This is a genomic window from Candidatus Pelagibacter sp. Uisw_099_02, assembly GCF_047727625.1.
Classification (GTDB): domain Bacteria; phylum Pseudomonadota; class Alphaproteobacteria; order Pelagibacterales; family Pelagibacteraceae; genus Pelagibacter.
The window spans coordinates 359,204-384,049 of sequence record NZ_CP159822.1 but is presented as its reverse complement, the minus strand read 5'-3'; the positions used below and the strand labels follow the sequence as shown (position 1 = coordinate 384,049).

At 29.1% G+C, this 24,846-nt stretch carries 29 protein-coding genes; 9 read left to right on the top strand and 20 right to left on the bottom strand.

The genetic code is table 11. The features are described 5' to 3' along the window. Positions 1 to 73: 73 nt before the first annotated feature. Both ABXT47_RS02025 and ABXT47_RS02020 read left to right on the top strand, forming a co-directional pair. Positions 74 to 937 carry a glycosyltransferase gene (locus tag ABXT47_RS02025; RefSeq protein WP_415309083.1) on the top strand — a complete coding sequence of 288 codons (864 nt, stop codon included), beginning with the start codon at positions 74 to 76 and terminating at the stop codon, positions 935 to 937. Between the two features lie 8 nt (positions 938 to 945). Beyond that, on the top strand, positions 946 to 2,022 hold the full coding sequence (locus ABXT47_RS02020) for a YeiH family protein (protein WP_415309081.1): 1,077 nt from the start codon (positions 946 to 948) through the stop codon (positions 2,020 to 2,022). A 50-nt stretch (positions 2,023 to 2,072) separates the two neighbouring features. Here the strand turns inward: ABXT47_RS02020 and ABXT47_RS02015 are convergent, their stop codons facing one another. The 11 genes from ABXT47_RS02015 to ABXT47_RS01965 form a co-directional block, all read right to left on the bottom strand. Then, entirely contained in the window at positions 2,073 to 3,152 is a 1,080-nt protein-coding gene (locus ABXT47_RS02015; RefSeq protein WP_415309079.1) for a TSUP family transporter, read from the bottom strand. 229 nt (positions 3,153 to 3,381) lie between these two features. Beyond that, positions 3,382 to 3,732 (bottom strand): hypothetical protein, encoded by a 351-nt coding sequence (locus ABXT47_RS02010; protein WP_415309077.1) that lies wholly within the window; start codon positions 3,730 to 3,732, stop codon positions 3,382 to 3,384. An 18-nt stretch (positions 3,733 to 3,750) separates the two neighbouring features. Continuing rightward, positions 3,751 to 5,610, bottom strand: coding sequence for an adenylyl-sulfate reductase subunit alpha (aprA, locus tag ABXT47_RS02005; protein WP_271493016.1), 1,860 nt, complete (start codon positions 5,608 to 5,610; stop codon positions 3,751 to 3,753). Then, positions 5,610 to 6,080: an adenylyl-sulfate reductase subunit beta gene (gene aprB / locus ABXT47_RS02000; RefSeq protein WP_415272245.1), complete on the bottom strand. Its 471-nt coding sequence runs from the start codon at positions 6,078 to 6,080 to the stop codon at positions 5,610 to 5,612. Before aprB ends, aprA begins: the two co-directional genes overlap by 1 nt. Positions 6,081 to 6,099: 19 nt before the next feature. Next, positions 6,100 to 6,894: an adenylyl-sulfate reductase gene (locus ABXT47_RS01995; protein WP_415309075.1), complete on the bottom strand. Its 795-nt coding sequence runs from the start codon at positions 6,892 to 6,894 to the stop codon at positions 6,100 to 6,102. A gap of 115 nt (positions 6,895 to 7,009) precedes the next feature. After that, positions 7,010 to 7,408: an HIT family protein gene (locus tag ABXT47_RS01990; protein WP_415309073.1), complete on the bottom strand. Its 399-nt coding sequence runs from the start codon at positions 7,406 to 7,408 to the stop codon at positions 7,010 to 7,012. Between the two features lie 5 nt (positions 7,409 to 7,413). Then, positions 7,414 to 8,184, bottom strand: coding sequence for an aminotransferase class IV (locus tag ABXT47_RS01985; protein ID WP_415309071.1), 771 nt, complete (start codon positions 8,182 to 8,184; stop codon positions 7,414 to 7,416). Then, a complete protein-coding gene (locus ABXT47_RS01980) occupies positions 8,147 to 8,662 on the bottom strand; it encodes an aminodeoxychorismate/anthranilate synthase component II (protein ID WP_415309069.1) in 516 nt (171 codons plus the stop codon). The genes ABXT47_RS01985 and ABXT47_RS01980 overlap by 38 nt, the downstream gene beginning before the upstream one ends. Before the next feature lie 39 nt (positions 8,663 to 8,701). Continuing rightward, complete coding sequence (locus tag ABXT47_RS01975; RefSeq protein WP_415309067.1) at positions 8,702 to 9,865, bottom strand: chorismate-binding protein; 1,164 nt, start codon at positions 9,863 to 9,865, stop codon at positions 8,702 to 8,704. Between the two features lie 4 nt (positions 9,866 to 9,869). Then, positions 9,870 to 11,090 carry an MFS transporter gene (locus ABXT47_RS01970; RefSeq protein WP_415309065.1) on the bottom strand — a complete coding sequence of 407 codons (1,221 nt, stop codon included), beginning with the start codon at positions 11,088 to 11,090 and terminating at the stop codon, positions 9,870 to 9,872. Next, positions 11,087 to 12,262 carry a trans-sulfuration enzyme family protein gene (locus ABXT47_RS01965; RefSeq protein WP_415309063.1) on the bottom strand — a complete coding sequence of 392 codons (1,176 nt, stop codon included), beginning with the start codon at positions 12,260 to 12,262 and terminating at the stop codon, positions 11,087 to 11,089. The genes ABXT47_RS01970 and ABXT47_RS01965 overlap by 4 nt, the downstream gene beginning before the upstream one ends. 166 nt (positions 12,263 to 12,428) lie before the next feature. Here ABXT47_RS01965 and ABXT47_RS01960 point away from each other — a divergent pair, with 166 nt between their 5' ends. Continuing rightward, on the top strand, positions 12,429 to 13,124 hold the full coding sequence (locus tag ABXT47_RS01960) for a hypothetical protein (protein ID WP_415309061.1): 696 nt from the start codon (positions 12,429 to 12,431) through the stop codon (positions 13,122 to 13,124). On the opposite strand, the gene mnmA is transcribed toward ABXT47_RS01960, so the two are convergent. Continuing rightward, positions 13,121 to 14,236: a tRNA 2-thiouridine(34) synthase MnmA gene (gene mnmA, locus ABXT47_RS01955; protein WP_415309059.1), complete on the bottom strand. Its 1,116-nt coding sequence runs from the start codon at positions 14,234 to 14,236 to the stop codon at positions 13,121 to 13,123. The genes ABXT47_RS01960 and mnmA overlap by 4 nt on opposite strands. 42 nt (positions 14,237 to 14,278) lie before the next feature. Between mnmA and ABXT47_RS01950 the strand changes: the two genes are divergently transcribed. Genes ABXT47_RS01950 through ABXT47_RS01940 form a run of 3 tightly spaced genes read left to right on the top strand, consistent with a single transcriptional unit; the run spans position 14,279 to position 15,356 of the window. Further along, the gene (locus tag ABXT47_RS01950; protein WP_415309057.1) at positions 14,279 to 14,449 is read left to right on the top strand and encodes a DUF3553 domain-containing protein; all 171 of its coding nucleotides are present in this window, start codon (positions 14,279 to 14,281) and stop codon (positions 14,447 to 14,449) included. Further along, complete coding sequence (locus tag ABXT47_RS01945) at positions 14,446 to 15,216, top strand: 3'(2'),5'-bisphosphate nucleotidase CysQ family protein (protein ID WP_415309055.1); 771 nt, start codon at positions 14,446 to 14,448, stop codon at positions 15,214 to 15,216. The genes ABXT47_RS01950 and ABXT47_RS01945 overlap by 4 nt, the downstream gene beginning before the upstream one ends. Next, a complete protein-coding gene (locus ABXT47_RS01940) occupies positions 15,216 to 15,356 on the top strand; it encodes a hypothetical protein (RefSeq protein WP_415309053.1) in 141 nt (46 codons plus the stop codon). The genes ABXT47_RS01945 and ABXT47_RS01940 overlap by 1 nt, the downstream gene beginning before the upstream one ends. Here the strand turns inward: ABXT47_RS01940 and ABXT47_RS01935 are convergent. After that, on the bottom strand, positions 15,348 to 15,902 hold the full coding sequence (locus tag ABXT47_RS01935; protein WP_415309051.1) for a regulatory protein RecX: 555 nt from the start codon (positions 15,900 to 15,902) through the stop codon (positions 15,348 to 15,350). The genes ABXT47_RS01940 and ABXT47_RS01935 overlap by 9 nt on opposite strands. 37 nt (positions 15,903 to 15,939) lie before the next feature. Here ABXT47_RS01935 and ABXT47_RS01930 point away from each other — a divergent pair, with 37 nt between their 5' ends. Further along, the gene (locus ABXT47_RS01930) at positions 15,940 to 16,413 is read left to right on the top strand and encodes an ABA4-like family protein (RefSeq protein WP_415309049.1); all 474 of its coding nucleotides are present in this window, start codon (positions 15,940 to 15,942) and stop codon (positions 16,411 to 16,413) included. Further along, positions 16,385 to 16,990: a 2-hydroxychromene-2-carboxylate isomerase gene (locus ABXT47_RS01925; protein ID WP_415309047.1), complete on the top strand. Its 606-nt coding sequence runs from the start codon at positions 16,385 to 16,387 to the stop codon at positions 16,988 to 16,990. The genes ABXT47_RS01930 and ABXT47_RS01925 overlap by 29 nt, the downstream gene beginning before the upstream one ends. 1 nt (position 16,991) lies before the next feature. Here ABXT47_RS01925 and ABXT47_RS01920 read toward each other — a convergent pair whose 3' ends face one another. Beyond that, on the bottom strand, positions 16,992 to 17,375 hold the full coding sequence (locus ABXT47_RS01920) for a rhodanese-like domain-containing protein (protein ID WP_415309045.1): 384 nt from the start codon (positions 17,373 to 17,375) through the stop codon (positions 16,992 to 16,994). Between the two features lie 32 nt (positions 17,376 to 17,407). Between ABXT47_RS01920 and ABXT47_RS01915 the strand changes: the two genes are divergently transcribed. Continuing rightward, positions 17,408 to 18,397, top strand: a complete 990-nt coding sequence (locus ABXT47_RS01915; protein WP_415309043.1) for a glycosyltransferase family 2 protein — start codon at positions 17,408 to 17,410, stop codon at positions 18,395 to 18,397. 418 nt (positions 18,398 to 18,815) lie between these two features. Here ABXT47_RS01915 and ABXT47_RS01910 read toward each other — a convergent pair whose 3' ends face one another. The 6 genes from ABXT47_RS01910 to ABXT47_RS01885 form a co-directional block, all read right to left on the bottom strand. Then, on the bottom strand, positions 18,816 to 20,117 hold the full coding sequence (locus tag ABXT47_RS01910; protein ID WP_415309041.1) for an ammonium transporter: 1,302 nt from the start codon (positions 20,115 to 20,117) through the stop codon (positions 18,816 to 18,818). A 147-nt stretch (positions 20,118 to 20,264) separates the two neighbouring features. Further along, entirely contained in the window at positions 20,265 to 20,540 is a 276-nt protein-coding gene (locus ABXT47_RS01905; protein WP_169036682.1) for an HU family DNA-binding protein, read from the bottom strand. 140 nt (positions 20,541 to 20,680) lie between these two features. Then, the gene (gene rseP / locus ABXT47_RS01900) at positions 20,681 to 21,814 is read right to left on the bottom strand and encodes an RIP metalloprotease RseP (RefSeq protein WP_415309039.1); all 1,134 of its coding nucleotides are present in this window, start codon (positions 21,812 to 21,814) and stop codon (positions 20,681 to 20,683) included. Positions 21,815 to 21,911: 97 nt separating this feature from the next. Continuing rightward, a complete protein-coding gene (locus tag ABXT47_RS01895) occupies positions 21,912 to 22,874 on the bottom strand; it encodes an NAD(P)-dependent oxidoreductase (RefSeq protein WP_415309037.1) in 963 nt (320 codons plus the stop codon). Positions 22,875 to 22,890: 16 nt separating this feature from the next. Next, positions 22,891 to 23,349 (bottom strand): tripartite tricarboxylate transporter TctB family protein, encoded by a 459-nt coding sequence (locus ABXT47_RS01890; protein WP_415309035.1) that lies wholly within the window; start codon positions 23,347 to 23,349, stop codon positions 22,891 to 22,893. Beyond that, a complete protein-coding gene (locus ABXT47_RS01885) occupies positions 23,342 to 24,841 on the bottom strand; it encodes a tripartite tricarboxylate transporter permease (RefSeq protein WP_415309033.1) in 1,500 nt (499 codons plus the stop codon). Before ABXT47_RS01885 ends, ABXT47_RS01890 begins: the two co-directional genes overlap by 8 nt. Between the last annotated feature and the right edge of the window lie 5 nt (positions 24,842 to 24,846).

Genomic DNA, 24,846 nt, shown 5'->3' with positions numbered 1-24,846 from the left:
CATAATATGATTTAATATCTTTGAAAATGATTTAAAAAACTTAGATTTATAAAATGATAATTAAAAAGGTTAAATGTTAAGAGAAATAGATGTCGTCATAAGTACCAACAAAGACTTATTGGGACTTGAGACATTAATAAATCAAATAAAAAATCAGAGTGGTAAATTTGAAGTCAGTATAATTATAATACATCAATATAGAAGAGTCGAAAACTTACCAAAATTTTTAGTAGATAATAAAATTTTATATAAGAACCTTGCTGAACAAAATTTATCTAATGCAAAAAATGAAGGAATTAAACTATCTAGGTCTAAAATTATGACCTTTATCGATGATGACGTTTCAATTAGTCAAGATTACTTTTTATCAAGTTGGGAATTCCTCAACAGAAATAATTGTGATTTGATGTTTTGTAGAATTAACAAAATGAATTCAAATTTACCCTTGTCAAGAAATATGAAAGATAACAGTAAGAAAATTAATTACTTTAATTCAAGTTGCTGTTTATCTTCCTCAATGTGGATTAACAAAAAAGAAAATGAAAATTTATATTTTGATAAAAATATAGGTTTGGGAGCAAAATTTGGTAGTGGTGATGAAACTGATTTTATTTTTTCATCACTAAGCTTAAAAAAAAAGATTTATTATAATTCTAAAGTTTCTATGTACCATCCAGAAGAATTTATTGGACTAGATAATTCAAAACAAATTTATTCAAAATTTTTTTCATATGGAATGGGACAGGGTGCGCTATATAAAAAACATTATAATAAAAACAAATTTTTATGTATTTATTTATATTTTTTATCTTTAATAAAATCTGTCTTAGGAATTTTTTTATATTTATTTTTTTTCAAATTAAAAAATGTAATTAAATATTTTGCTTTGTTTTATGGTAAAATTGTAGGCTTTAATAATTATAAAAATATTCAATAAATAAATTAATGTTTTTCAAAAACCAACTTATATTATTACCAGGTATCTTTTTAGCTTTTGTTCTTTACTCTTTATCTCAAGGCTTAAATAATATTATTGGTATAGAGTTATTAGGTTATACTAAGAGCCCAATATCAACCGCTATGATAGCAATTTTAATGGGAATTTTGCTTGGAAATATTTTTCAGATGAGAAAAGGTTTTCTACTTGGAATAGATTTTACTCAAAAATATATCTTAAAACTTGGAATAATATGTCTTGGCATTCAATTAAAACCATTTGAATTTTTAAAATTTGGATCAATTGCAATTCCATTAATCATTGTTTGCATTTTAAGTGTCTTAATTGTAGTTAAGCTTCTTATCAAAAAATTGAAGATTTCAACTAGAATGGCTTACTTAATATCGATTGGAAGCACTGTCTGTGGAACAACTGCAATCATGGCAACTGCTCCAATAATTAAAGCAAACAAGGGAGAAGTTGCTTATGCAATTGCGAATATCACAGTTTTTGGAATAATTTCAATGTTAGTCTATCCATATTTCGCAAACATTTATTTTAACGGAGATCCTCTATTTGTAGGATTGTTTTTAGGTACAGCTATTCATGAAACTTCCCAAGTTGCAGCAGCTGGATTAATTTACGACCAGCAATTTAATAGTCCTGAAACATTAAATATTTCAACAGTTACAAAGTTAATTAGAAATACTTTTTTAGTAATTATGATCCCCCTATTTGCTTATCTATACAATAGAAACACAGCCAAAACTAAAAACTATTCTTTACTTAATATTTTTCCATATTTTGTATTAGGCTTTATTGGAATGATTATATTTCGAAATATTGGAGATCAGATATTTTTAACAGAAAGTTCTCAAATTATTTGGCAAAACTCAGTATCAACTATTAAAGATTCAGCTAAAGTTTTTTTAAGTATGGCAATGGCTGCCATTGGGTTATCTACTAACTTAAAAGATTTAAAATCTATGGGATATAAACCCTTTGTTGTAGGTTTTATTGCAATGATAACTGTTGGTTTAGTTAGCATTATTGCAATGCAATCTTTCAGTGTATTATTTTTGTAAGAAAATATTAATAAAATTATATAAAAATAATTGGTATTAATTTGTATTAATTATTTTTTAATTGAGTACTTTTTTCTCATGTTTGAGAAAAATTTTCTAATAAGAGCGGCACCTACACCTAAAAGAATTGCAAACATAATTGAAAATAATCCATAAAAAAATGGCATGTCTTCTGAAAATTCTAAAATAAATAGTGAGAAAAAATTTAAATCTGAAGTTAATACTTGTACTATTTCTTTTTCAATCTGTTCAGCAAAAAAAGTTTCATAGGCAATGGCTATTCCAACTATTAATAGTAAAATTGCTAATAATGCTTTTAACCCAGAACTATCAATTTTTTCACCAAGTTTTTGTCCTACTTGAACCCCTATGATTGACCCAATAACCAACATTACTACTAACATTAAATCTATAGAACCAAAATTAAATGAATGTAAAAAAGTAACTATGACACTGACAAAAATTGTTACAAACAAAGAAGTTCCTGGAACTAATTTAGTTGGCATTTTAATTATATAAATCATCGCAGGTACTAATATAAAGGCACCTCCTATACCCATTATAGCAGCAATAAATCCCACAACTAGACCAATTATAATTGGGGTAAATAAACTTTCGTATAATTTTGATTTTGGAAACCTCATTCTTAATGGAAGACCATGTATCCAGTAATGAACATGTAATTTTTTTTTAACAATAAGGTTTCTTTTTGCTCTGTCTATTTCTCTAAGACTTTCGACTAACATTAATGTGCCAATTATTGCAAGTATATACATATAGGCTAATGAAATAACTGTATCAATCTTTCCAATATCTTTAAAATATGTAAAAGTATAAATACCTAATGCTGTTCCAGCTGTTCCACCAATAACTATTATAAGACCCATTTTATAATCTAAAGTATTTTTTAAATAATGAGTTGTTGATCCTGATACTGATGTTGCAAGAATATTGTTAGCTTCATTTGCAACTGCGTAAGCAGGTGGTACACCTAAAAAAATTAAGAACGGTGTCATTAAAAAACCACCACCAACACCAAATAAACCTGAAAGCACTCCAACAATTGCACTTAATAAAAGTATTTCAATAGGATTAACAAAAACTTGAGCTATTGGTAGAAATACATCCATAAAAAATTAATAGTTATTAAAAAACAACTTAATTAAATGTGATAAAAGTTCCAACTAAAATAACACCCCAATAAGCAGCTAAACTAACAAAGATACCCGTCTTTATAATAGTTGTTTTAAAATCCGAAATTTTATTAATTATTTTTACGTTGGAAGTTAACATTACAACCGTCAATACACCCAGTTAATTATTTGTCAAATAAATAGTTTATTTGAAATGATTTTTTAATTAGTAGATGGTTGCTCCAAAAACCTTGACATCATCCCCTTCAACACCAAGGACTAATCTTCCAAGGAACTCACCTTCAATTTCCTTGCTCTTCTGCTTAAATAGAACAGTAATGTTTTGGCCTCGTCTTAAACAGCCAAATGCTTTATAATCTTCAGATAAACTAGTTAAGAGCTTATTATTTGCCCACTGCTTTCCAAGTTCCACTTCATTAGCTCCAAATAACATTTGAGTTCCAAAATCTTTAGTAAAACCACCGTAATCCTTCATATTTGAGGTTTTAACAAGATTATCCCAAATAGGATTGGCAATCGCTATAATCTCATCATCAGATTTATCTAAAAGATTCATAATTTAAATTTAAAATCTTTAAGAGGCTTTTCTCTTCTCGTTCTCGTCAACTATGTGGTAAACCGGCACTTTTTCTAGTGAGAATTTACCAGTTTTTGGATCACGTCTTGAAACTGTTAAACAATGCCAATTGTCATCATCAAGTTTCATATGGTCACCTCTATAGTAATAACCAGGCCAACGTGTTTCTTCTCTAAACATTGTATGTTCAGTTACACATTGAGAAGTTAAAGCTCTGTGTTTTAACTCCCAAGCTCTCATAAGTTGGTGTAAATCTTCAGCGCCTACTTTTTCTAAATCTTCTTCTAACCAAGCGAGTAATTCTAAACCTCTTTTAAGCATATTGCCATTAGTCATGTAGTTAGTTGCAATTCCTCCAACATATTCGTCCATAATTCTTTGTAGACGTTGAAGACCTTGAATAGGTGAAATGTAACTAGGTGAAACTGTTCCACCTGTAATTTCATTTTGAGCTACTTGATATGTCTCTAAAGGTTTAAATATAGCAGTTTTAAAATCTTCACACTGTTTATCTGTAACTTTAATGCCTTCTGCTTTTTTATCTTCAATGTATTTAACAGCAGCTTTTGCAGCTAAACGACCTTCAGTAAATGATCCAGAAGAAAACTTATGGGCGCTTCCACCTACAGTATCACCTGCACCAAAAAGACCATCAATTGTTAACATTCTGTTATAACCCCAGAAATATTCTGGTGGAGATAAATCTTCAGGTCCGCTAACCCAAGCTCCAGAACAAGTTGCATGAGAACCCATAACATAAGGTTCAGATGTAGTTAGTTCAGGATTTGTGTATTTAGGATCAATATTTTGAGAAGCCCAAACAACCGCTTGACCAACAGTCATACCTAAAAAATTTTCCCAACCAACTGTTTCTAAATGTGGATCTTGGAATGCTTCAGTTGTAACCATGTGAATGGGTCCACCGCCTGCAATAGTTTCTTGAATAAATGCGTGGTTTCTTAAGCATGTAGGAGTTGGATGGTGATCAATATATTCACCAACTAATTCTTTAGTTTGATCATACCATTTCTTCTCATAATTCTCTCCATTTGCATTTTGAGTATATGTTTTAAGGTGTAAGAAGTATGCTCCAACTGGACCATATCCATCTTTAAATCTACATAGCACAATTCTGTTTTCCATTTGTGTCATTTTAGCTCCAACAGCAATAGGTAATGCATAAGCAGAACCATTGCTCCATGGTGCATACCAAGTTCTTCCCATTCCTTCACCAACTGCTCTTGGTTTGAAAATATGAGATGCTCCACCTGCTGCAACAATTACAGTTTTTGATCTAAATACATGGAAATCACCAGTTCTCATATTGAAACCAACAGCTCCACCTACTCTATTTTCTTGAGCCTCATCCATTAAAAGATGAGTAATCATTATTCTATTATAAATTTTGTCAGCTGATTTTTTTGCAGCCTCTGCAACAATTGGCTTATAACTTTCACCATGAATCATAATCTGCCATTTACCTTCTCTAAGGTAACGACCTGTTTTTTCATTTTTCATCATTGGTAAGCCCCATTCATCAAACATATGTACTGTTGAGTCAACGTGACGAGCCATATCATAACCTAAATCTTCTCTAACCATTCCCATTAAGTCATTACGTGCGTATCTTACGTGATCTTCAGGTTGGTTTTCACCCCACTGCATACCCATATAACAGTTAATAGCATATAAACCTTGAGCAACCGCTCCACTTCTATCGATATTAGCTTTTTCAACACAAATAATTTTCATGTCTCTTCCCCAATGTCTAGCTTCAAAAGTAGCACCAGTTCCAGCCATACCACCACCAACAACTAGAACATCACAATCCTCAAAATGAGTTTTATGTTTAGCCATTAGTAGTAAACTCCTTTTTTAAAAGTATCTTTTGGTACTGATGGTAACTTACCATCAATATTTAAACCATTAGGCTCAGTATAGAGCATTTGAGAATTGATCTCACCTTGATTTGGTTTTTCACCTTCTGCTAATTTTGGAATAAATTTTCCCCAAGGCTTTGTTGTAATTGGAGATACAAAATCTTTTGTGGTTCCATTTCTAAATTTAATTTTCCAAGAGATAGTTCCTTTTTCTTCTTCACGTCTAACTCTAACACTGTGACCCATAGGAGCAAAATCTGCATAACCACGAACATCAATTGCATGATTAGGACAAGCTTTTACACAAGAATAACATTCCCAACAAAAATTTGGTTCAATATTTACTGCTCTTCTAATATTTTCATCTATGTGCATAATATCTGATGGACAGATATCTACGCAGTGACCACATCCATCACATCTCGTCATGTATACAAAAGTTGACATATTATATTACCTTTCTTTTTTAATAGTGTTTTGGTTGTTCTCTTTTAATTCCTAGTCCAAATTGTTTAGGTGCATCAGCAAAAGGAGGAAGATTGTCTCTTGATCCATCTGCTTCTGCTAAGTTTTTTTGGATTGCTGCACCAGGCTTATAAATCATATGTGCAAACTTTGACCAATAAACTCCCCCAAATAAAACAATGTTTGAGGTAATAAATAAAACTAAAAATAAATATCCTAATAAAGTTGATCCTGAAGATTGAAAATAAGACCAAGCAAGTCCAGTAGTAGCGCATGCTAGAAGTGCTAAAACAAACAAGTCTGCTTTAATAATTCTGTACCAAGGGTGAGCTTCTGCAAGTACATCTACTCTTAAAAATAACCAAAACCAGTATCCACCCACACAAGTCATTATTGCTCCAACATGCCAAATCATAGGCCAAATTGTTGGTGCAGCTGTTCCTGTTCCAGTATAACCGAAAACTAATACAACTGATGCAACCCAAAATAAAATAGTTCCATACATTCCCATCACATGAGCAATTCTTCTTTTGCCCGCACCTAACTCTGCAGTAGTTGCAATATCGTGCACTACAGTTTTTAGAATAATTGCTGTTTTTTCACCAGCGCCAATTTCTCTTTCAGCAGCTAATTTTGCTTTTTTGGCATTATTGAAAAAATAAGTAACATTTTTATGATGTATCATTTGAACAACTGTTCCAATTACGATTAAAGCCAACATTGCTAAAACAAAGCCTTGAATTACAGAAGGAGAAATTGATTCTGCTAATGCAGAAAATGGACTAATTGACATCATATAGAATATTACCCTTTATTACTATTTTGTTGAAACTTAATTTTGAGTTTTTAGTATAGTTGAAATGATAGATCAACAGTTATTAGGTGCGCAATTTATCAATCAAAAATACAACTTACGCTTTACGTTTATAATGTTGTTTTAAGGGGATAACCGACCTAACACCACCTTGTGGATTTTCAACATCACCTTCTCTTCGTGGAATTACATGAATATGACAATGTAAAATTGATTGCCCTGAAACTTTTCCAGCATTAGATCCAATATTAAACCCTTTAACTTTTGTATCTTTTAATAATATTTCCTCTTTAATTTGTTTGATAAGGTTATTGCAAGCAATCACTTCATCATCATTTAAATCAAAATAATCTTTAACATGCCGTTTTGGAATAATTAAACAATGAAATACAGACACAGGATATGTATCATAACTTGCATAAGCCAACTCATTTTCTGCAGCTAAACCACTTTGTTTGGAGTTGCAGAATAAACAAGGATTGTTTGGGTTAAACATAAATATTATTTATAGATAGAGCATTTGTTAACTTCACTTTTATAAAAACTAGATAGTGTCTTATAAAATTTTAAACTTTTTCTCTTCCATTTAATTTCATTAATATTTTTTATTGATGCAACACCTTTTCCAGAACCAACAAGAAGAATTTCATTATATTCTGATAAAGTATTGATAAAAATATCTTTGTCAATAATCTTACCTAATTTTTTATTAAAAAAATTATAAGTAATGCCTTTGTAAATATTATTTAAAGGAGAAAATACTTTATCATCTTTTATAAATAACATATTTGAAGTTCCACTTTCTAAAATTGTATTCTTATAACAAAGACCAACATCTGAAGTGGTGTTATCCATTTTAGACAAATGTTTTAATATAAAATTATATTTAAGATTTTTATACTTTGGGTCAAATCGTTTGTGATTAATAAGCTTCAAATTAAAATTTAATTTAGGAGTTTTTCTATTTCTTAAAGAAATTGATATCATCTTTTTATTTACAGCAACTCTAAGAAGATGATTGTAAGATATTTTTTTATCAATATTTAATTTTATTAATTTAAGAATATTTTTTTCAAGATTTGAGGTATTTAAATTATAAACCTTTAAAGACTTAATTAAATTTTTGATATGTTTTTTAAAAAAAAGTATCTTAGATGGTTTTCCAAAAATCCACATAGTAGTGAACACACCATTATCTCCCCAAAGATCTTTAAAATTAATTTCTTTGTAGGTTTTATGCTGATAAGATTTTTTTAATAAGTAAGTTACCATTTTCAGTTAAAAAAGATTCAGGGTGAAATTGAAAGCCATATATTTTTTCTTTATTATTTTCTATTGTCATTGCTGTATTTGAAATATCACACCTCATTGTAATTTCAAAATTTTTTGCAGTAAACGGTTCTTTTAATTTTAGAGAGTGATATCTACCAACAGTGAATTGACTATTTTTTTTAAACAATGAATTTTTACTAGTTACTTTTATTTTAGACTGAAAACCATGATAAATCTTTTTTTGCACAATTATTTTTCCATTCTCACAATGTAAAATCTGTTGAAACCCAAGACAAATACCAATAATTTTTTTTTTTCCTTTGTACTTTTTATAGATTTTTGAACTGGTGGGATAATCTTTAGGGGCCCCTGGACCTGGTGAAAAAACAATAATATCTGCTTTTTTTAGTTTATTTTCGTTTATTTTGTTAAAATTTGTACAAACTACTTCATCAAAATTTTCAAATTGATGTACCACGTTATGAGTGAAAAAGTTCTTGATGATCAATAATGTATATCATTTGTAAAGATCCATTAATGATTTTGCTTTAATATAATTTTCATTAAATTCATGAGCTGCATTACTGTCAATTACAACACCTGAAGCAACAGAGATTTCTGATTTACCTTTAAAATTTAATATTGATCTAATAATAATATTAAACCTCATATCTCCATTGAATTTAAAATAACCGAAGCTTCCTGTGTAAATATTTCTGCTTTGTTTTTCCTGTTTATTTAACAAATTTAATGTACTGATTTTTGGACATCCAATTACTGATCCACCTGGCATCATTGCTTTTATAATCTCTAATGAAGTAATTTTTTTCTTGAGCTGTCCTCCAATTAAACTCACGTAATGATAAAGGTCCTTGTATTCCTCAACTATCTTTTTCTTTAAAATTTTTACTGAACCTGGTTTACAAATTTTAGATAAATCATTTCTTTCCATGTCAACAATCATGTTGTGCTCTTTGGTTTCTTTTAAGTTTTTTCTAAAAAAAGAGAGTGCTTTATTTTTGTTTAATTCTTTAGTTTTTTTTAAAGTGCCTGCTATAGGCTTTGTTGTTATAAAATTATTTTTTTTTGTTATCAAATTTTCAGGTGAACAACTTATTATTGAATAATTTTTATCTTTAATCATAAAGGCTTCTGGCGCCATATTGCTTTTTACTAACCTGCCAAAAAAATCTAAAGCATCTATTTCAGATTTATTGCTGTATTTAGTACAGATTTTAATCTGGTATGTTTCACCAGATTTTATTTTCTTTTTAAATTTATCAAATATTACTTTATATGATTTTTTATTAATATTTATTTTAAACAAATCACTAGGCTTAAATGATCTAGTTTTTTTATACTCCAGATTATTTGAAAGTTTTACTTTTGTTTCAGGTTTGTAAAAAATCCCTTTTGGAAAATTTATTGTTTTTTGTTTTTTTATTTTTACGTCTATTAAGTTATTTAGTATTTCATAACCAAAAAAACCAATAAATAAATCTGTTTCTTTATGAGTAAATTTTAATTTAGTATTTTTGTTTATGAATTTTTCAATATTTTTATTGTTTAAAATGATCTTTTTCGAAAAGTCCGTATAAAGATCAAATCCCTTATCTGATTTGTAGATTATAAAGGGTTTTTTTGAATTATTTAAATCTAGTAAGTAGTTTTTCTTATTCAATTTTTTATTCTGTTTTTAATCTTAAAACTGCTTCTTCTTTAATCGGTAGATGTATTATTGCCGCAAAAATAGATAAAGCAATTGCTAAATACCAAGCATAATCATAAGAGCCATATAAATCATGAAATAATCCTCCAAGAAAAGCTCCAAAGAATGAGCCTACTTGATGACTTAAGAAAACTATTCCATATAATACACCTAAGTATTTTGTTCCAAAAATATGGGCAACTATACCACTTGTTGCCGGCACCGTTGAAAGCCATAAAAAGCCAAAGCTTGCACCAAAGATAAATGCATTAATGTTACTTGCTGGTAAGAAGATAAATAAGATTATTGAAACACCCCTTAATGCATAGATAGAGCTTAAAATAATTTTTTTACTAATTTTTGTAGAAAGATATCCACTTAATAAAGAGCCAAATATGTTAAATAGTCCAATTAAGGATAAAATTGCAGCAGCTGTCCAGCTTTCTAATCCTCTATCAATTACATATTTTGGAACATGAGTTCCAACTAAAGTTATGTGAAAACCACATACAAAAAAACCAGATGTGAGTAATACGTAGCTTTTGTTTTTGAAGGCTTCTTTTAGAGCATCAAAGGTACTTTGATCGTTAGGTTTTTCAATGGATTGAACTAAAGAAGGGGATCTAACAAAAAAAGCCACTACAAGTCCAATAAACAAGAATATTGTGAATACAAAAAGTGTGTCCACCCATCCATTTTTGATTAACGAATAACTTGTATAAAGTGGAGAGATAAAATAGCCCAAAGAACCAACAGCTGTGACAATACTCATGGCTATAGTTCTGTTTGATAGTGGGAAGTGTTTTCCAACAATTGACATTGGTATACTAATTGCAGTTCCACCTAAACCAATTCCAACTAAAATTCCTAGATCTATTTGGAAAAAAATTCCAGTATTTGGACCAGCATACAAAAAGTAAATTCCTAAAATATAAAAAACAAAAGATAAACAAATCGCTTTATGTCCACCATATTTATCGGCGATGGCTCCAAATATAGGCCCTGTTAAACCCCACATTAACATTTGAATACCTATTGCTAATCCAGATTGAGTTATTGAAATATCTAAATCATTTTTAAAATCCATGAAAAATAGACCAAAAGTTTGTCTAACTCCAAGAGAAATTAAAACTACAACACAGGCTGCAATCAGCGTTATTAAAGCTGTTTTATTTTTAATAAATCTTTCTGAAGTCATTTAACATGTTTAAAAGATTTTTTTAAATCATCAATGAGATCTTTTGGATCTTCTAAACCAATATGTAGTCTTACTAAATGTTCATCTTTAGCTAATTTTAAATATTGTCTATTACCCTGTTCTCGTTTGTCTTGATACAAGGCTAAACTTTCAAATCCACCCCAACTATAGCCGTAGCCAAATAATTTTAGAGAATTAACAAACTTAATAACTGAATTTTTATTTTTGGAAGTGATCTTAAGACCCATTAATCCTGAAGCACCAGAATAATATTTTTTCCACATTCTAAAATTAAATGAATCTTTTTTATGTGGGTATAAAAGTTTTATATTTTTATAATTAGATAAAAATTCAGCTATTTGTTTTGCACTTTTTTCATGCTTGTCTAATCGAACATCTAAAGTTCTAAGTCCTCTTGTTATTAAATATGCATCATCAGGACCAAGTCTTAAACCTGTTATCTTATTTGTCTTATCAACTTGTTTAAAGACATTTTTATTAACTGCAAGACTTCCACCCATCACATCAGAGTGACCTGAATAATATTTAGTAGCAGATACAATTGACATATCAAAACCAATTTTAATTGGTTTTAAAAAATATGGTGTTCCCCACGTATTGTCAATTGCTGAAAAAATTTTATTCTTTTTTGCAATTGATACTATTTTACCTAAATCTTGAAAATCAAATGTATTACTCCCAGGATTTTCAACAAAAATTAATTTTGTTTTTTTTGTAATTGCTTTTTCTAAAGTCTTTAAATCATGTGGGTCATAAAAAACAGATTTTATATTAAATTCTTTTAGAAAATCTTGAGTTAAAATTCTTGTAGGTGAGTATGTCGGATCTGCCACAATAATTTCATCACCAGGTCGAACAACACTAAAGATAGATAAAAAAACTGATCCAAATCCAGTTGGCGTTAAAAATACATGATAGCACTCTTCCATTTCTTTAAGTATCTGTGACAAAACATGGGTTGTTGAAGTTCCCTGTCTTCCATAATCAAAATGTCCACCAGTTGGATCTTTTTTGCTCTTATCCTGCATTTTCCTAATATCTTGCATGGATTTAAAGATAATAGTTGAGGCTCTAACTACAGGGGGATTAACTGACTGATTATGGTAATCTTTTGCTGTATGTTTAAGAAAAGTTTTGAACGATTTTGCCATAAAAAATTTGATAAGTTATTAGGACAATGCTATATCCCTCCAAATACGTCAATAAAATTATAAAATAGGAAAGTATGGGTTACCCAAAAAAACATAGAGGTCGTAGAAAACAAGGCTCTAAAAAAAGAAGAGCCAGAAGAAAAGCTAAAAAGAAATAGTTTTTTGAATGAATAGAATAAAAAGAATAAGGTTTTTAAGTATATTCATTTTTTTTCTACCCTTTGCTGCTATCAACATCTGTCTCATTCTAGTAACTCATTACCCAGAATTTTTTTCACGGCAAGAAGATACATTAAATCCTTTCTTCCCTTATATTGATGGAGAGGCTTCTATAAGTAGAGTAGCAAGACCTTATCCTTCTTGGTTAGTTTTTAAACCAGCAATGCTTTTAACATCATTACTCCTGGTTATGTACTGGTTTAATACTAAGTGGGTAATTTATTCTTTTGATAAAAACCATAGACATATAAAAAAAATTATTTTTTTTGGTATTGCTTCAGCAATATTATTAGCCATACACTCTATTTTTTTAGGCATAAAATTTGAATATGATTTATACAAACTTTTTAGAAGGGTGGTTTTGTTATCTTTTATAATTTTCGAAGTTATCGCACAAACTTTTTTAGTATTAACGTTAATTGAATTAAAGAGCAAAATTAATAGTTACATTAATAAAAAATTTTTAAAATTAAAATTAATATTAGTTTATACATTAATTATTGTTGCATTATTTAGTATTGTTTTAATAAGCTTACCTGGCAATAAAGTAATCAAGCATATGTTGGAATGGAATTACTTCTTAGGTGTTATTAGTTTTTATATTTTAACTTTTTTTATGTGGAAAAATAAAAAATTATATTAATTTTTTACCCATCCTCCACCAAGTACTTTATATCCAAAATCATCTTTAGAATAAAATACACAAGCTTGTCCTGGAGCTATCCCATACTCCTCCTCTAATAGATCTACATCTGCAGAAGTATCATTTATATTAATCTTAGCTTTAATTAATTTTCCTGTGGATCTAACTTTCACAAATAATTCTTTTTCAAAGTCTTTTTTACTATTTGTTATAATATTCAAATTTTTTAAATTAATTTTAGTTTTAATTAAATCATCTTTTGCACCAACTATAATTTCATTTTTGTCTGCAATAATTTTTATAACATATAATGGATTCTTATCTGATATTCTAATTCCTTTACGCTGACCAATTGTATAGCTAATAATTCCATCGTGAATACCTATTACTTCACCCTTCATATTCTTTATATTTCCCTTGCTAAAAGAATTTGGTCTAAATTTTTCAATAACTGATGCGTAATCACCATTTGGTACAAAGCATATATCTTGACTATCAGGTTTATCAGCAACATTAAGATCAAGCTCTTTTGCTATATTTCTAGTTTCTTCTTTATGAAGGTTTCCTAATGGAAATCTCAAAAAATTTAATTGATCCTTTGTAGTATTAAATAAAAAGTAACTCTGATCTCTATTAGTGTCTATTCCTCTGTACATTTCAGTATTATTATTTTCTGTAATACTTTTAACATAGTGACCTGTAACTAAAGCATCTGCTTTTAATTTTTTTGCTTCTTCAAATAAATCTGTAAATTTGACTGTTTTATTGCATTGCACACAAGGTATGGGTGTTTCGCCATTTAAGTAACTATCAATAAAATTATCAATCACTCCCTCTTTAAATTTAGTCTGGTAATAAAGAATTTTATGCTCTATTTTTAATTTATCGGCCACTCTTTTTGCGTCCATAATATCTTGACCAGCACAGCATTGTTTTGAAGAGACTATCTCCTTACTATCATTGTAAAGTTTTAGGGTAATTCCTATAATATTGTATCCTTCTTTCTTCATCATGGCTGCTACTGTTGATGAATCTACTCCACCAGACATTGCAACAACAATTAAAGTATCCTTAGGTTCTTTAGCAATTCCAATTGAATTCAATTTTGTCATAATTAATGATATTTATTAGTATATTAGCTATAAGTAAATCAAATGATTTTAGATTATGAACCAGGTGATAAAGTGACTAATCCAGGTAATAAAGATTGGGGTATTGGACAAGTTCAATCAATAATCAATGGAAAAGTTACAGTTAATTTTGAAAATGTTGGAAAAAAAGTGCTTAACTCAAAAATAATTATTTTAAAAAAAATTTATAAATGAATATTGAAGAAGCTAAAAAGATAACACTCTCACTAATAGATACATTTAATATAGCAAGTAAGGTTGCACTAGATTTAAGAAAAATTGGCTTAATAAAGGAGATTAAATCAGACAACACTCCCGTAAGCAATGGAGATATTGAAGTAAATAAGATTTTAACTGAAAAAATATTTGAAGTAACTCCCAATATCCCAATTATTTCAGAGGAAAGTTCTAATCATAAATTAGATAATAATTTAAAGAATTTTTGGTTAATTGATCCAATAGATGGTACTAAAGATTACATAAATAATAGAGACGAATTCACATTAAATGCAGCTTTAATAATTAATAAAAAGCCAGCTATAGGAATTATTACAGCTCCAGCAAAAAAAAGAGTTTTTTACTCTTACGGTTTATCTAATAGTTATGAACTTATAGAGAGTCATGAAATATCTTTAATAGATAAAAAAAAAAATTATGATGAATTAACTGCTGTAAGTTATGCAGATGAATTAAAACCAGAAATTTTAGCCATCCATAAGGAATATAAGATTGCCACACACCAGAAAATGAAGAGTTCATTAAAATTTTGTGTTATTGCTGCTGGTGAGTTTGATATGTATGTTGCAGAGCCTAGAGCTTGTGAATGGGATATAGCTGCAGGACATGCAATATTAGAGCATGCAGGCGGAAAAATTACAGATTTTAATGGTGATGAAATTTTATATGGCAAACCTGAATTTAAAAATCCCAGTTTAATTTTAAAAAATAAGAATATTTTATAATGGATGAACAGTTAAGAATAATCTTAATTATAATAGTTTCTGTATCTATATTTGGTCTTTTAGTTTTTGTATTTGTTAAAAACTATATAAGAAATATAGTTAATCATTTAGCAAAAAAAGAAAAGAAAAAATTAAAGTAGTTTAATAATTTTTAGATACTCTGCTTGATCAATATCCATAATTCTTTTTGAAGTTTCAAAATCAAATCCATTCCTGGCTAGAAGTGATATGTCTTTTTTATAAAATAAAGGTCTATTATCCTCTTCTCTTGCTGGTCCTATTCTTTTTTTTTTACAAACTTTAATTCCAGAAAAGAAATCTTGATCTGTGTTATCTTCTTTAATCTTCTCAAGTGTTTCTTTGATATAAGTATCGTTAATACCTTTCCCCATTAAGTAATATCTTATCTTATTTATAGAGCTACCCTTTTGAATTAAACTACGTGACTTACTTTCAGAATAAAATTTATCACTGATAAATTTACTTTTTTCAAGATCAACTAAAACTATATCAATAAGATCAGTGATATCTTGTTTTTTAACATTGGGTACATTTGCTTTAAGATATTTTTTTAATAAATAGGTTCTTAGCTGTTGTTTTGATGGGGCATATCTTTCAATATACGCAAAAGAGAAGTTTCTCATCTCTTCCATTGTAACTTCTAATGTTTTTTTTCTATTTCTCATATGAATCATGTTATCTTGTAATATAATACATTAAAAAATGATTGGGCAAATTTATACATTCTTTACATTAGAAATGGTTTACCTATGGTTAAATTTAGGTGTTTTACCTTTTTGGATAGTGTTAATAATTTTTCCTCAATCACAAATATGTAGAGTTTTTATTACTTCAATTTTTCCAATATTTATTTTAAGCTTAGCTTATACATACTTACTCTATATTGTTTATTTAGATGCTTACAATTTTTTACAAAATTTTAATCTTTATTTAGGGCTTGATGAAATATCTAGTCTGTTTGAAAATAAATCTTTTTTAATTTTATTTTGGGTTCATTTTCTGGCTATGAATTTGTTTTGTGGTGGCTGGATTGTTAAAGATTCAACAATTTTTAATATGAATAGAGTTCTTGTGTCATTACCGCTTATAGTTACCTACCTGATTGGGCCAATTGGAATTATGATATACTGGATTTTACGATTATTTTATGCAAAAAGAATTAGTCTTTATGATTAAATCAATTGATTTTTATTTTGATTTCATTAGTCCCTACTCCTACCTTGCTCACAAAAAAGTAATGAAATTAAAAAAAAAGATAGATATTAATTTTATCTATAAGCCAGTTCTTTTAGGTGGTCTTCATAATTTACAAGGCATAACAGCTCCAGCTTTTATTAAATCCAAATTAAAACATATGATAAGTGATTGTGATTTAATTGCTAAAAAAAATAAAACTAATTTTTTTTGGAACTCTAAATTTCCTATTAATTCATTAAATATCATGCGCGGTTATCTTTTTATAAATAATGAAGTTAAAGACATATACTTAAATAAAATGTTTAATGCCTACTGGAGGGAGGATTTAGACATTTCTAAAGAAGAAATATTAAAAATTATTCTTAAAAAATGTAAAATTAATGCAAATGATTTCTTTGATGGTATCAAAAATCCTAAAATAAAAGATGAATTAAAAATTATTACTCGAGAAGCTCATGATAAAGAAGTATTTGGTGCACCAACATTTGTTGTTAATAATAAAATATTTTGGGGACAAGATAGGTTAGAATTTGCTTTAGACGAATATAAAAAATAGACTAAACTATTTTAAAATCACTTTGGCTTATAGCGGCAAAGCCACCATCGATATGTGAAACTTTTTCAAATCCCATTTCTTTTAAAGATTTGGCAGCTAGTGCTGATCTTAAGCCACCAGCACAAAATAAAACCATTTCTTTATTCATGTCAATTTTACCACTTTTGAAATAAGGACCTTCAGGATCCAGCCAAAACTCTAACATTCCACGAGGGATATGATTTGAGTTTTCAATTCTGCCTGTTTTATCTAGTTCAGCTTTTTCTCTAATATCAATTAACGTGCATTTGTCTTCATTAGATAGTTTTAATGCTTCATCAGCTGTAATAGTTTTTACTTCACTTAATGCTTCATAAACTAGAGTTTGTGATGATTTAATAGGCATAATATTGTAAAAATATAATCATAAACAATTATATGAAAAAAAGCATCATAAAAAAACTATTCATTAAACTTTCAAAAATTTTGGGTTATGAGATAATTGATCAGAGTGACTTCAGTTCGCCCACACTTCAAAAAGAATTAAATGAAGAGCTTTCAACAATAAATGAAAAGTCAATTGTTTTACCCTTAGGTGAAGTAAAGATTACTAAAAAAGTTAATTCTGTACTGATTATATTTAGAACTAATACTGATGTTGAGATATGGGATCAAAATAAAAAAAGATTGTTTGAAGAACCAAAAATTGAATATTCATTAAGAGCTTTAAAATCACTGATTAGATCAATTAATTTTTCTAAAATTAAGTACTCAAACATTAAATTTAAGACCATAATTGTAGATGATAAGTCTAAAGATGAAAATTTAAATAAGTTAAAAAAGCTTATAGATGGAAGTGGTTTAGATATGAGTATTACTCATTTAAACCATGATAAATATAAAGATACAATCAAACAACAAAAAAATGATCAAACTTTTTCAAATTTAGCAAGTTTACTTCAATCTTTTGAGTTGGGAAAAGAACATGGTGAGGATTTAGTTTTCTTTGTTGAGGATGATTATTTGCATTTTGAACCAATGATGGAAGAAATGATTGCATCATATGAGAGAATAGCTTCACAGATTAATAAGGATATCTTTATGTGTCCTGCTGATTATCCATATCTTTATATGAATAATGAAAAAACAAATATTCTAATTGGAAACAAAAGACATTGGAGAACTATTGATAAAACTTTATGTACATTTATGACAACTAAGTTTTTATTAGAAAAGTATTGGGATAACTTTTATAATAATTGCCTAGATAGACACGATCCTTTTGAAAAACACCTAAATAAAATTTATACAAAAGAATTTTGTATCTCTCCTTTAAAAAGTCTTTCTTTACATCTAACAAATGTAAATTCTAGCTATGGGTTGTCACCTTTTATTAATTACAAAAAACTTTGGGATGAAAATCAATAAACTTTTAGAGATCGTGGTTCTATTTTTTTAATATTAACATCTTATAGTGACGATCGAAATCGTTGTTATAAAGATAATTATAAATATTTTGTTGAGAAAAAAAAGTGGGATCCTGAAAGAGCAGCAATAACAGCAAGTGAAATATACCATCAGTAAAAATTAATGAAGGTAATAAGATAATTTAAGGAATTAATGGATCAGATACTACCTGTTATATATATGATAGGAGTTTTGTTGTTGGTGCTTCCTGCTTTTTTAAGTTCTAACTCTAAATTAAAACAATTATTAACTAATCTTACTATTTGGATAATCTTAGTTTTTATAATTTTAACGTTTATTTATATATTTAAGTAATAATTAAAAAGGCCCCAGTTAAGGGGCCTGTTTATTAACTTTAAGAGAGAGTTAAATTATTTTGTTAGTCTCTGATTGCGTAAGCAATTACTCCTGTTTCAGTAACATCTGTACCTTTGGCTTGAGCTTCTTTGCTCAATCTAATTCCAAAGAGACTATTCATAATCGACCAGATTATGTATGACACTACAAAAACAAAAATGTTAATTGATAACACTCCTATTAACTGTGCACTGAATGTTGCGTCTGCATTTGTAATTGGTACTACTAAAGTTCCAAATATACCTGCAAACATGTGGGCTGGGATTGCACCTACTACATCATCAAGTTTGAATGAAAATAGTAGCTTAGTTCCAAATACAACTATTACACCACCCATTGCACCAATTAATATTGCTGCTAAAGGTGTTGGAGCTAATGGTTCAGCTGTTATTGCAACTAATCCACCAATTGCACCATTTAACATTTGAACTACATCAGTTTTACCAAACAATAGTCTTGTAATCACAGCTGCTGCTAATACTCCACCACACGCTGCAAGATTTGTGTTAATAAAGATTGTTGAAATAGCAACTGCATCAGCAAATGAACCTAATGCTAATTGAGATCCACCATTAAATCCAAACCAACCTAACCACAATACAAACACACCAATTGTAACTAATGGAATTGATGATGCTGCAAATGGTTGAATAGCTTTTGGATTGCCTTTGCTATCAAATCTGCCAAATCTTGGACCAAGTATTATAATACCAGCAAGTGCAGCTGCACCACCAGTTGAATGAACAAGAGTTGATCCTGCAAAATCAGAAAATCCAATAACTGCTAACCAGCCTCCACCCCACTGCCATCCCATTACTATAGGATAGATAACGCCTGATAAAATTGCTGCAAATAAAAAGAATGGCCATAACTTAATTCTTTCAGCCATTGCTCCTGAGCAAATTGAAACTGTTGTTGCGCAAAATACCATTTGGAAAAACCAGTCTGATCCAGCAGAATACCCAGTTTCTAATGAACTTGTATCTGACCAAGGTATAAAGTTACCTATATACCCACCTTCCGGTATACCGTATGCTAAATTGTAACCAACCAACCAAAACATAATTCCTGAAATTGCATACAAACCAATATTTTTTGCACAAATTACAGAAACACTTTTAGAAGTAACCATTCCAGACTCTAGCATTGCAAATCCCGCGGCCATGAACATTACTAAAAAGCCACAAATCAAAAATAGAAGTGTATTAAATACAAATCCTACTTCTGCAGAAACTGTTGTTTCTGCTATTCCAGCACTACTCATGTTTAATAAAAGTAATAAACTAATAAGTGGCACTGATATTTTTTTTATTATTTTTGTCATTAAGACCTCCCTGTTTGTGAAGTAACTTATATTCAGGACTTAATTAAAAACTAATGCTGATGTGGAAAAAGGGCTATGCAATATTTGCATGTACTAACAGCCTTGTTACATTTCTGCAAAAGGCTGTTATTTAAATTCGAGACTTGTTTATTTGTTAAACATTTCTTTAAGTGACTTAGCTGGTAAGAACTTAACTTTTTGAGAAGCACCAATTTGAATTTGTTCTCCAGTTCTTGGGTTTCTTCCAACTCTAGCTTTTCTTTTTGCTACTTTATAAGTTCCAAATCCAGCAATTTTCACTGTATCGTCACCTTTTAAAGCATCTAGAATAGTGTTTGTAATTGTATCAAAAGTACGCTCAGCATCAGCTTTACTTAGGTTTAGAGAACCTGAAAGTTGTGCTATTAATTGTTTTTTATTCATTTATTTAGCTCCGGTTTTATTGGTTATTTTCACATAATTTACATTAAAGCCCATAAATCAAGCTTTTTATTAGTGCCTCTTAAAATTAAAAACCCAATATGTTGTTATTTATTAAATAAGTGTTGATTTTAAAAGGTTATTTAAGAAATATAATTACTAAAAAACTTAAACAAACCAACGTCTTTTAGGTCATTAAACGTTGTAAAAAACATCAATGATAGCAATAAAAACAATCCGATTCGAAAAAAACCTTCTTGTGTTTTTTGTGATAAAGGCCGTCCTAATAGTTTTTCAATACCATAAAACATTAAGTGTCCTCCATCTAACATTGGAATTGGAAACAGATTTATTAACCCTAAGCTAATAGAAATGTAAGCCATAAGGCTTATAAATGGTAAAATTCCAAATTCTGCAACCTGTCCACTAATTTTTGCTATTCGAATTGGACCACCTAACTGGGAAGTATCGCCATTTCCAACAATCATACTGCCAATATACTTAAGACTAGAAGCGCTCACATAATAAACTTCATTAACCGCATAAAACAGAGCTTTAGCTGGACCAAGTTTAACGTGATTTACTTCATTATTATAAGCGCCAAGCTTAATTCCAACCATTCGTTTACTAATTTTATTTCCAAGATTATCCTCTCCTTCAACAGTATTTGGTTTTACTCTAAAAGTTAAGTCCTGATCATATCTATTTACTGTAAAGTTAATAAATTCATCTGAAGACATCATAATGAATTTGGATACCTCCATGATGCTTTTAACCTCATTACCATCAATTGAGACAACAATATCATTGTCTTTAAGACCAGCTATCATTGCAGGGCTATCTTTTTGAACTTCATTAATTACAGCTGGAGTAAAGTCTTTTCCAGCAAAGGTATAAACTGAAAAAAATATTAGAATTGCTAATAAAAAGTTAGCTAAAGGGCCACCAAATACAATTAAAGCTCTTTGATATAAGGGCTTTAAAACAAATAATTTATCTTGATCTTCTTTACTATATTCCTTTATTATTTTTTCATTGTCAGCTTGACTATAAACATTTCTATCACCAAAAAATTTAACATACCCACCAAGTGGTATGACACAAACCTTCCATCTAGTGCCTGAATTATCGTTCCAACCAAACATTTCTTTACCAAAACCTATTGAAAAATCAGTAATCCCTACACCAAATCGTTTAGCAAAATAATAATGACCATATTCATGGATAAACACAACAACAACAATTAAAGCTATAAAAGGTAAGATATAAGATAACATCATATTATTTTATCTGAATTTAAGGATATACTCAATAACAGAATAACAAGAAAGTTAGTAACACTGATAGAGAATTTTGATTAGATTTAATAACTGATTATAACTTAACAACCTTAGTTTGTTCAACTCTGTCTTCAAAAAAATCTATGATGTTTTGTGCTGTTTCAACAGCCATACTTTCCAACCCTTCTTTAGTAAAAGTTGCAGCATGTGGGCTTAACACTACTTTTTTATTTGTTATTAATGGGTTTGTTAGTATTGGTGGTTCTTTTTCAAAAACATCTATTCCAGCAAATGCTATAATATTATTATTAAGAGCATTGTTTAAGTCTTCTTCATTAACAATTCCACCTCTTGCTGCATTAATTATTATTGAACTCTTTTTCATAAGTTTCATTTCTTTTAGAGTTATAAAATTTTTAGTTTCATTATTTAAGGGTAAGCTTAATGATAAAATATCAGCTTCTTTTAAGCCCTCTTCAAGATTTTCAACTTTTACTCCACCAAAAGATTCTACAATCTTATTATCAACATAAGGATCAAAAACTATAACTTTCATATCAAAGCCAAGGCATTTTTTAATCAATTTTTTTCCAATTCTTCCAAAACCAGCAATAAGAACTGTTTTATTAAATAGCTCGAAGTTCTTTTCAATATTTAAATGTATTGCTTTAACAAAATCTCCATATCTAACCAAAGTATCAAACATGCCAACACCTTTATAAATATTCATAATCATGAACATTATATGTTCAGCTGGTGAAGTAGATGTTGATTTGTGCGCTACAAGTAAAGTAATTTTTTTTTCTTTCAGACATATAGTGTCAACACTATCGTAACCAACGCCGTGTCTTGCTATAACTTTCAGCTTTTCACATTTGTTTAAAATTTCTCTGTCAATTTTACCCCTTCTAAGGGTAATCCCATCAAACTCGGGTAACTTTAATAAAAGATTTTCTCTAGATAGGTCAGTTACTATTTCGCAGTCAAAATCTTTATAATTTTTTAAAAGTTCAATGCCTTTATCCTTCATAGTATCAATGATGCCAATTTTATACATTTTTTTTCCTTTTATTTTAAGCTCTAAACCAGAGACCTTCTGGAAGTGGTACTAATAGTAAATTTTTAAACCCAAAGTATAAAAGGAGAATGAATATACTACCTAATAACATATAAAATATTATCTTCTTTAAAGGGATACTTTGACCTGCATTAATTAAAATAAGCAAATTAAATGAAATTAAACTCGTTAAAATAAATCCAGCTCTTTCTAAAAAATATATCCATGCAAAAAATGTTACAATTAATAAAGGAATCTTAATAAATGAAACTTTTTCATTAATGACTTTAATTTCTAATTTAAGAGAACGAAATATTAAAATTACAGATAAGATTATTAATGCTGTTGTTATTGCATATGGAAAAACTGAACCAAAAGGGCTTAGGGTACTTGCTTCATAAAAAAGAAGTAGAGATAATAAAATAAGACAAATACCAGAGATAAATGATGTTTTATCTTTAATAAATTTAAGCATTTTTTCTCCTATTATAAATTCGTTTTAAAGTGGGAAGAAATAAGCCCATTATAATAAAGAACACCAATGCAATCGAGATAGGTCTAGCAAAATAATTTGCAAAAATATTTTCTTGAGCACTGCCTATTATATAAGCTTGAACAAATCCTTGTTCAGCAATTTGTCCCAACACTAATCCTAAGACAATTGGTGAAGCTTTAAATCCTGCTCTATTTAATATCCAACCAATTAAACCAAAAAAGAACATGAAATAGACGTTTAGAATATTGTTTTGAATAGAATAACTACCAATAATTGTTAGAAATATTATGATTGGTATTAATATTTCTCTTGGTATTTTGATTATAGATTTGTATGCATATCTTCCCATTAATAATCCTAATGGTAGCATCATAATGGTTGCTAAAAGTAAACCGAATATAAAAGTGTACACAATTGATGATTGCTGAGTAAACAAAGTGTCCCCTGTTCTTATTCCTTGAACTAATAATGCTCCTAAAATTACAGCATCAGGTGGGGTGCCTGGTATACCAAGACACAGTGTCGGAATAAAGCCACCGCCAACTGTTGCATTATTTGCTGTCTCTGATGCAATTAAACCTTCTGGTTCACCTTTACCAAAATTATCTTTATTTTTTGAACTTCTTTTTGCTTCGCCATACGAAACTATGCTTGCAATACTTCCTCCAGCACCTGGAAGGATACCAATAAAAGTTCCAATTATTGCTCCTCTTAATGCTTCAAATTTTTTATGATACATTATTAAAAAAGATTCTTTTAATCTTAAACTTTTGGGTGTTGTATTTTCACTTAAGTGTTTTCCCTTCATGCTAGTTAGATCTAAAATAACTGGAATACAAAAAAGTCCAATCATTGCACTAACAATTTCTATTCCACTATTTAAAAAACTGATATTCCAGGTCATTCTCATATCACCACCAATAACTGCGACACCAATCATAGACATTAATAAACCAAGACAAGCACCAATTAATGATTTAATATTATCTCCTTCTGCTAACGTTGAAATTAATGTTAAACCTAAAATAGCTAACCAAAAATATTCTGTAGGACCAAATTTAAGAGAAATACTTGCTAATGGAGGTGCAAATAAAGCTAAACATATAACTCCCACTATTCCTCCTACAAATGATGACATACAACTTATAGACATAGCTAAATCACCATTACCAATTTTAGCCATAGGATATCCATCAAACGTAGTTGCAACAGCTGAAGGTGTTCCTGGTGTATTAATTAAGATTGCAGACCATGAACCTCCAAAAATGGCGCCAGTATAAATCGCTCCTAGAACGATTAGTCCAGAAGAAGGTTCGAGTGCAAATGTAAAGGGTACTAAAATAGCAACTGCCATGGTTGCTGAAAGTCCTGGCAAAGCACCTATAATGATGCCCGCCAAAACTCCCGAAAAAGCCAAGCCTAAATTAAGTAGGCTTAATGATGACAAAAAATCTGTAAAAATATTTGTCATCTAAA

Bases quoted from the DNA above. Each gene is read 5' to 3' on its own strand.
- ABXT47_RS01925 (WP_415309047.1), top strand. From the start codon at position 16,385: ATGCAAAAAGAATTAGTCTTTATGATTAAATCAATTGATTTTTATTTT.
- ABXT47_RS02010 (WP_415309077.1), bottom strand. From the start codon at position 3,732: ATGAATCTTTTAGATAAATCTGATGATGAGATTATAGCGATTGCCAAT.
- ABXT47_RS01885 (WP_415309033.1), bottom strand. From the start codon at position 24,841: ATGACAAATATTTTTACAGATTTTTTGTCATCATTAAGCCTACTTAAT.
- ABXT47_RS01940 (WP_415309053.1), top strand. From the start codon at position 15,216: ATGGATGAACAGTTAAGAATAATCTTAATTATAATAGTTTCTGTATCT.
- ABXT47_RS01920 (WP_415309045.1), bottom strand. From the start codon at position 17,375: ATGCCTATTAAATCATCACAAACTCTAGTTTATGAAGCATTAAGTGAA.
- ABXT47_RS01935 (WP_415309051.1), bottom strand. From the start codon at position 15,902: ATGAGAAATAGAAAAAAAACATTAGAAGTTACAATGGAAGAGATGAGA.
- aprB (WP_415272245.1), bottom strand. From the start codon at position 6,080: ATGTCAACTTTTGTATACATGACGAGATGTGATGGATGTGGTCACTGC.
- rseP (WP_415309039.1), bottom strand. From the start codon at position 21,814: ATGTTATCTTATATCTTACCTTTTATAGCTTTAATTGTTGTTGTTGTG.
- ABXT47_RS01890 (WP_415309035.1), bottom strand. From the start codon at position 23,349: ATGCTTAAATTTATTAAAGATAAAACATCATTTATCTCTGGTATTTGT.
- ABXT47_RS01990 (WP_415309073.1), bottom strand. From the start codon at position 7,408: ATGTTTAACCCAAACAATCCTTGTTTATTCTGCAACTCCAAACAAAGT.
- ABXT47_RS01930 (WP_415309049.1), top strand. From the start codon at position 15,940: ATGATTGGGCAAATTTATACATTCTTTACATTAGAAATGGTTTACCTA.
- ABXT47_RS01960 (WP_415309061.1), top strand. From the start codon at position 12,429: ATGAATAGAATAAAAAGAATAAGGTTTTTAAGTATATTCATTTTTTTT.
- ABXT47_RS01970 (WP_415309065.1), bottom strand. From the start codon at position 11,090: ATGACTTCAGAAAGATTTATTAAAAATAAAACAGCTTTAATAACGCTG.
- ABXT47_RS01985 (WP_415309071.1), bottom strand. From the start codon at position 8,184: ATGGTAACTTACTTATTAAAAAAATCTTATCAGCATAAAACCTACAAA.
- ABXT47_RS02015 (WP_415309079.1), bottom strand. From the start codon at position 3,152: ATGGATGTATTTCTACCAATAGCTCAAGTTTTTGTTAATCCTATTGAA.
- ABXT47_RS01950 (WP_415309057.1), top strand. From the start codon at position 14,279: ATGATTTTAGATTATGAACCAGGTGATAAAGTGACTAATCCAGGTAAT.
- ABXT47_RS01910 (WP_415309041.1), bottom strand. From the start codon at position 20,117: ATGACAAAAATAATAAAAAAAATATCAGTGCCACTTATTAGTTTATTA.
- ABXT47_RS01915 (WP_415309043.1), top strand. From the start codon at position 17,408: ATGAAAAAAAGCATCATAAAAAAACTATTCATTAAACTTTCAAAAATT.
- mnmA (WP_415309059.1), bottom strand. From the start codon at position 14,236: ATGACAAAATTGAATTCAATTGGAATTGCTAAAGAACCTAAGGATACT.
- ABXT47_RS01905 (WP_169036682.1), bottom strand. From the start codon at position 20,540: ATGAATAAAAAACAATTAATAGCACAACTTTCAGGTTCTCTAAACCTA.
- ABXT47_RS01995 (WP_415309075.1), bottom strand. From the start codon at position 6,894: ATGATGTCAATTAGTCCATTTTCTGCATTAGCAGAATCAATTTCTCCT.
- aprA (WP_271493016.1), bottom strand. From the start codon at position 5,610: ATGGCTAAACATAAAACTCATTTTGAGGATTGTGATGTTCTAGTTGTT.
- ABXT47_RS02020 (WP_415309081.1), top strand. From the start codon at position 946: ATGTTTTTCAAAAACCAACTTATATTATTACCAGGTATCTTTTTAGCT.
- ABXT47_RS01965 (WP_415309063.1), bottom strand. From the start codon at position 12,262: ATGGCAAAATCGTTCAAAACTTTTCTTAAACATACAGCAAAAGATTAC.
- ABXT47_RS01945 (WP_415309055.1), top strand. From the start codon at position 14,446: ATGAATATTGAAGAAGCTAAAAAGATAACACTCTCACTAATAGATACA.
- ABXT47_RS01895 (WP_415309037.1), bottom strand. From the start codon at position 22,874: ATGTATAAAATTGGCATCATTGATACTATGAAGGATAAAGGCATTGAA.
- ABXT47_RS02025 (WP_415309083.1), top strand. From the start codon at position 74: ATGTTAAGAGAAATAGATGTCGTCATAAGTACCAACAAAGACTTATTG.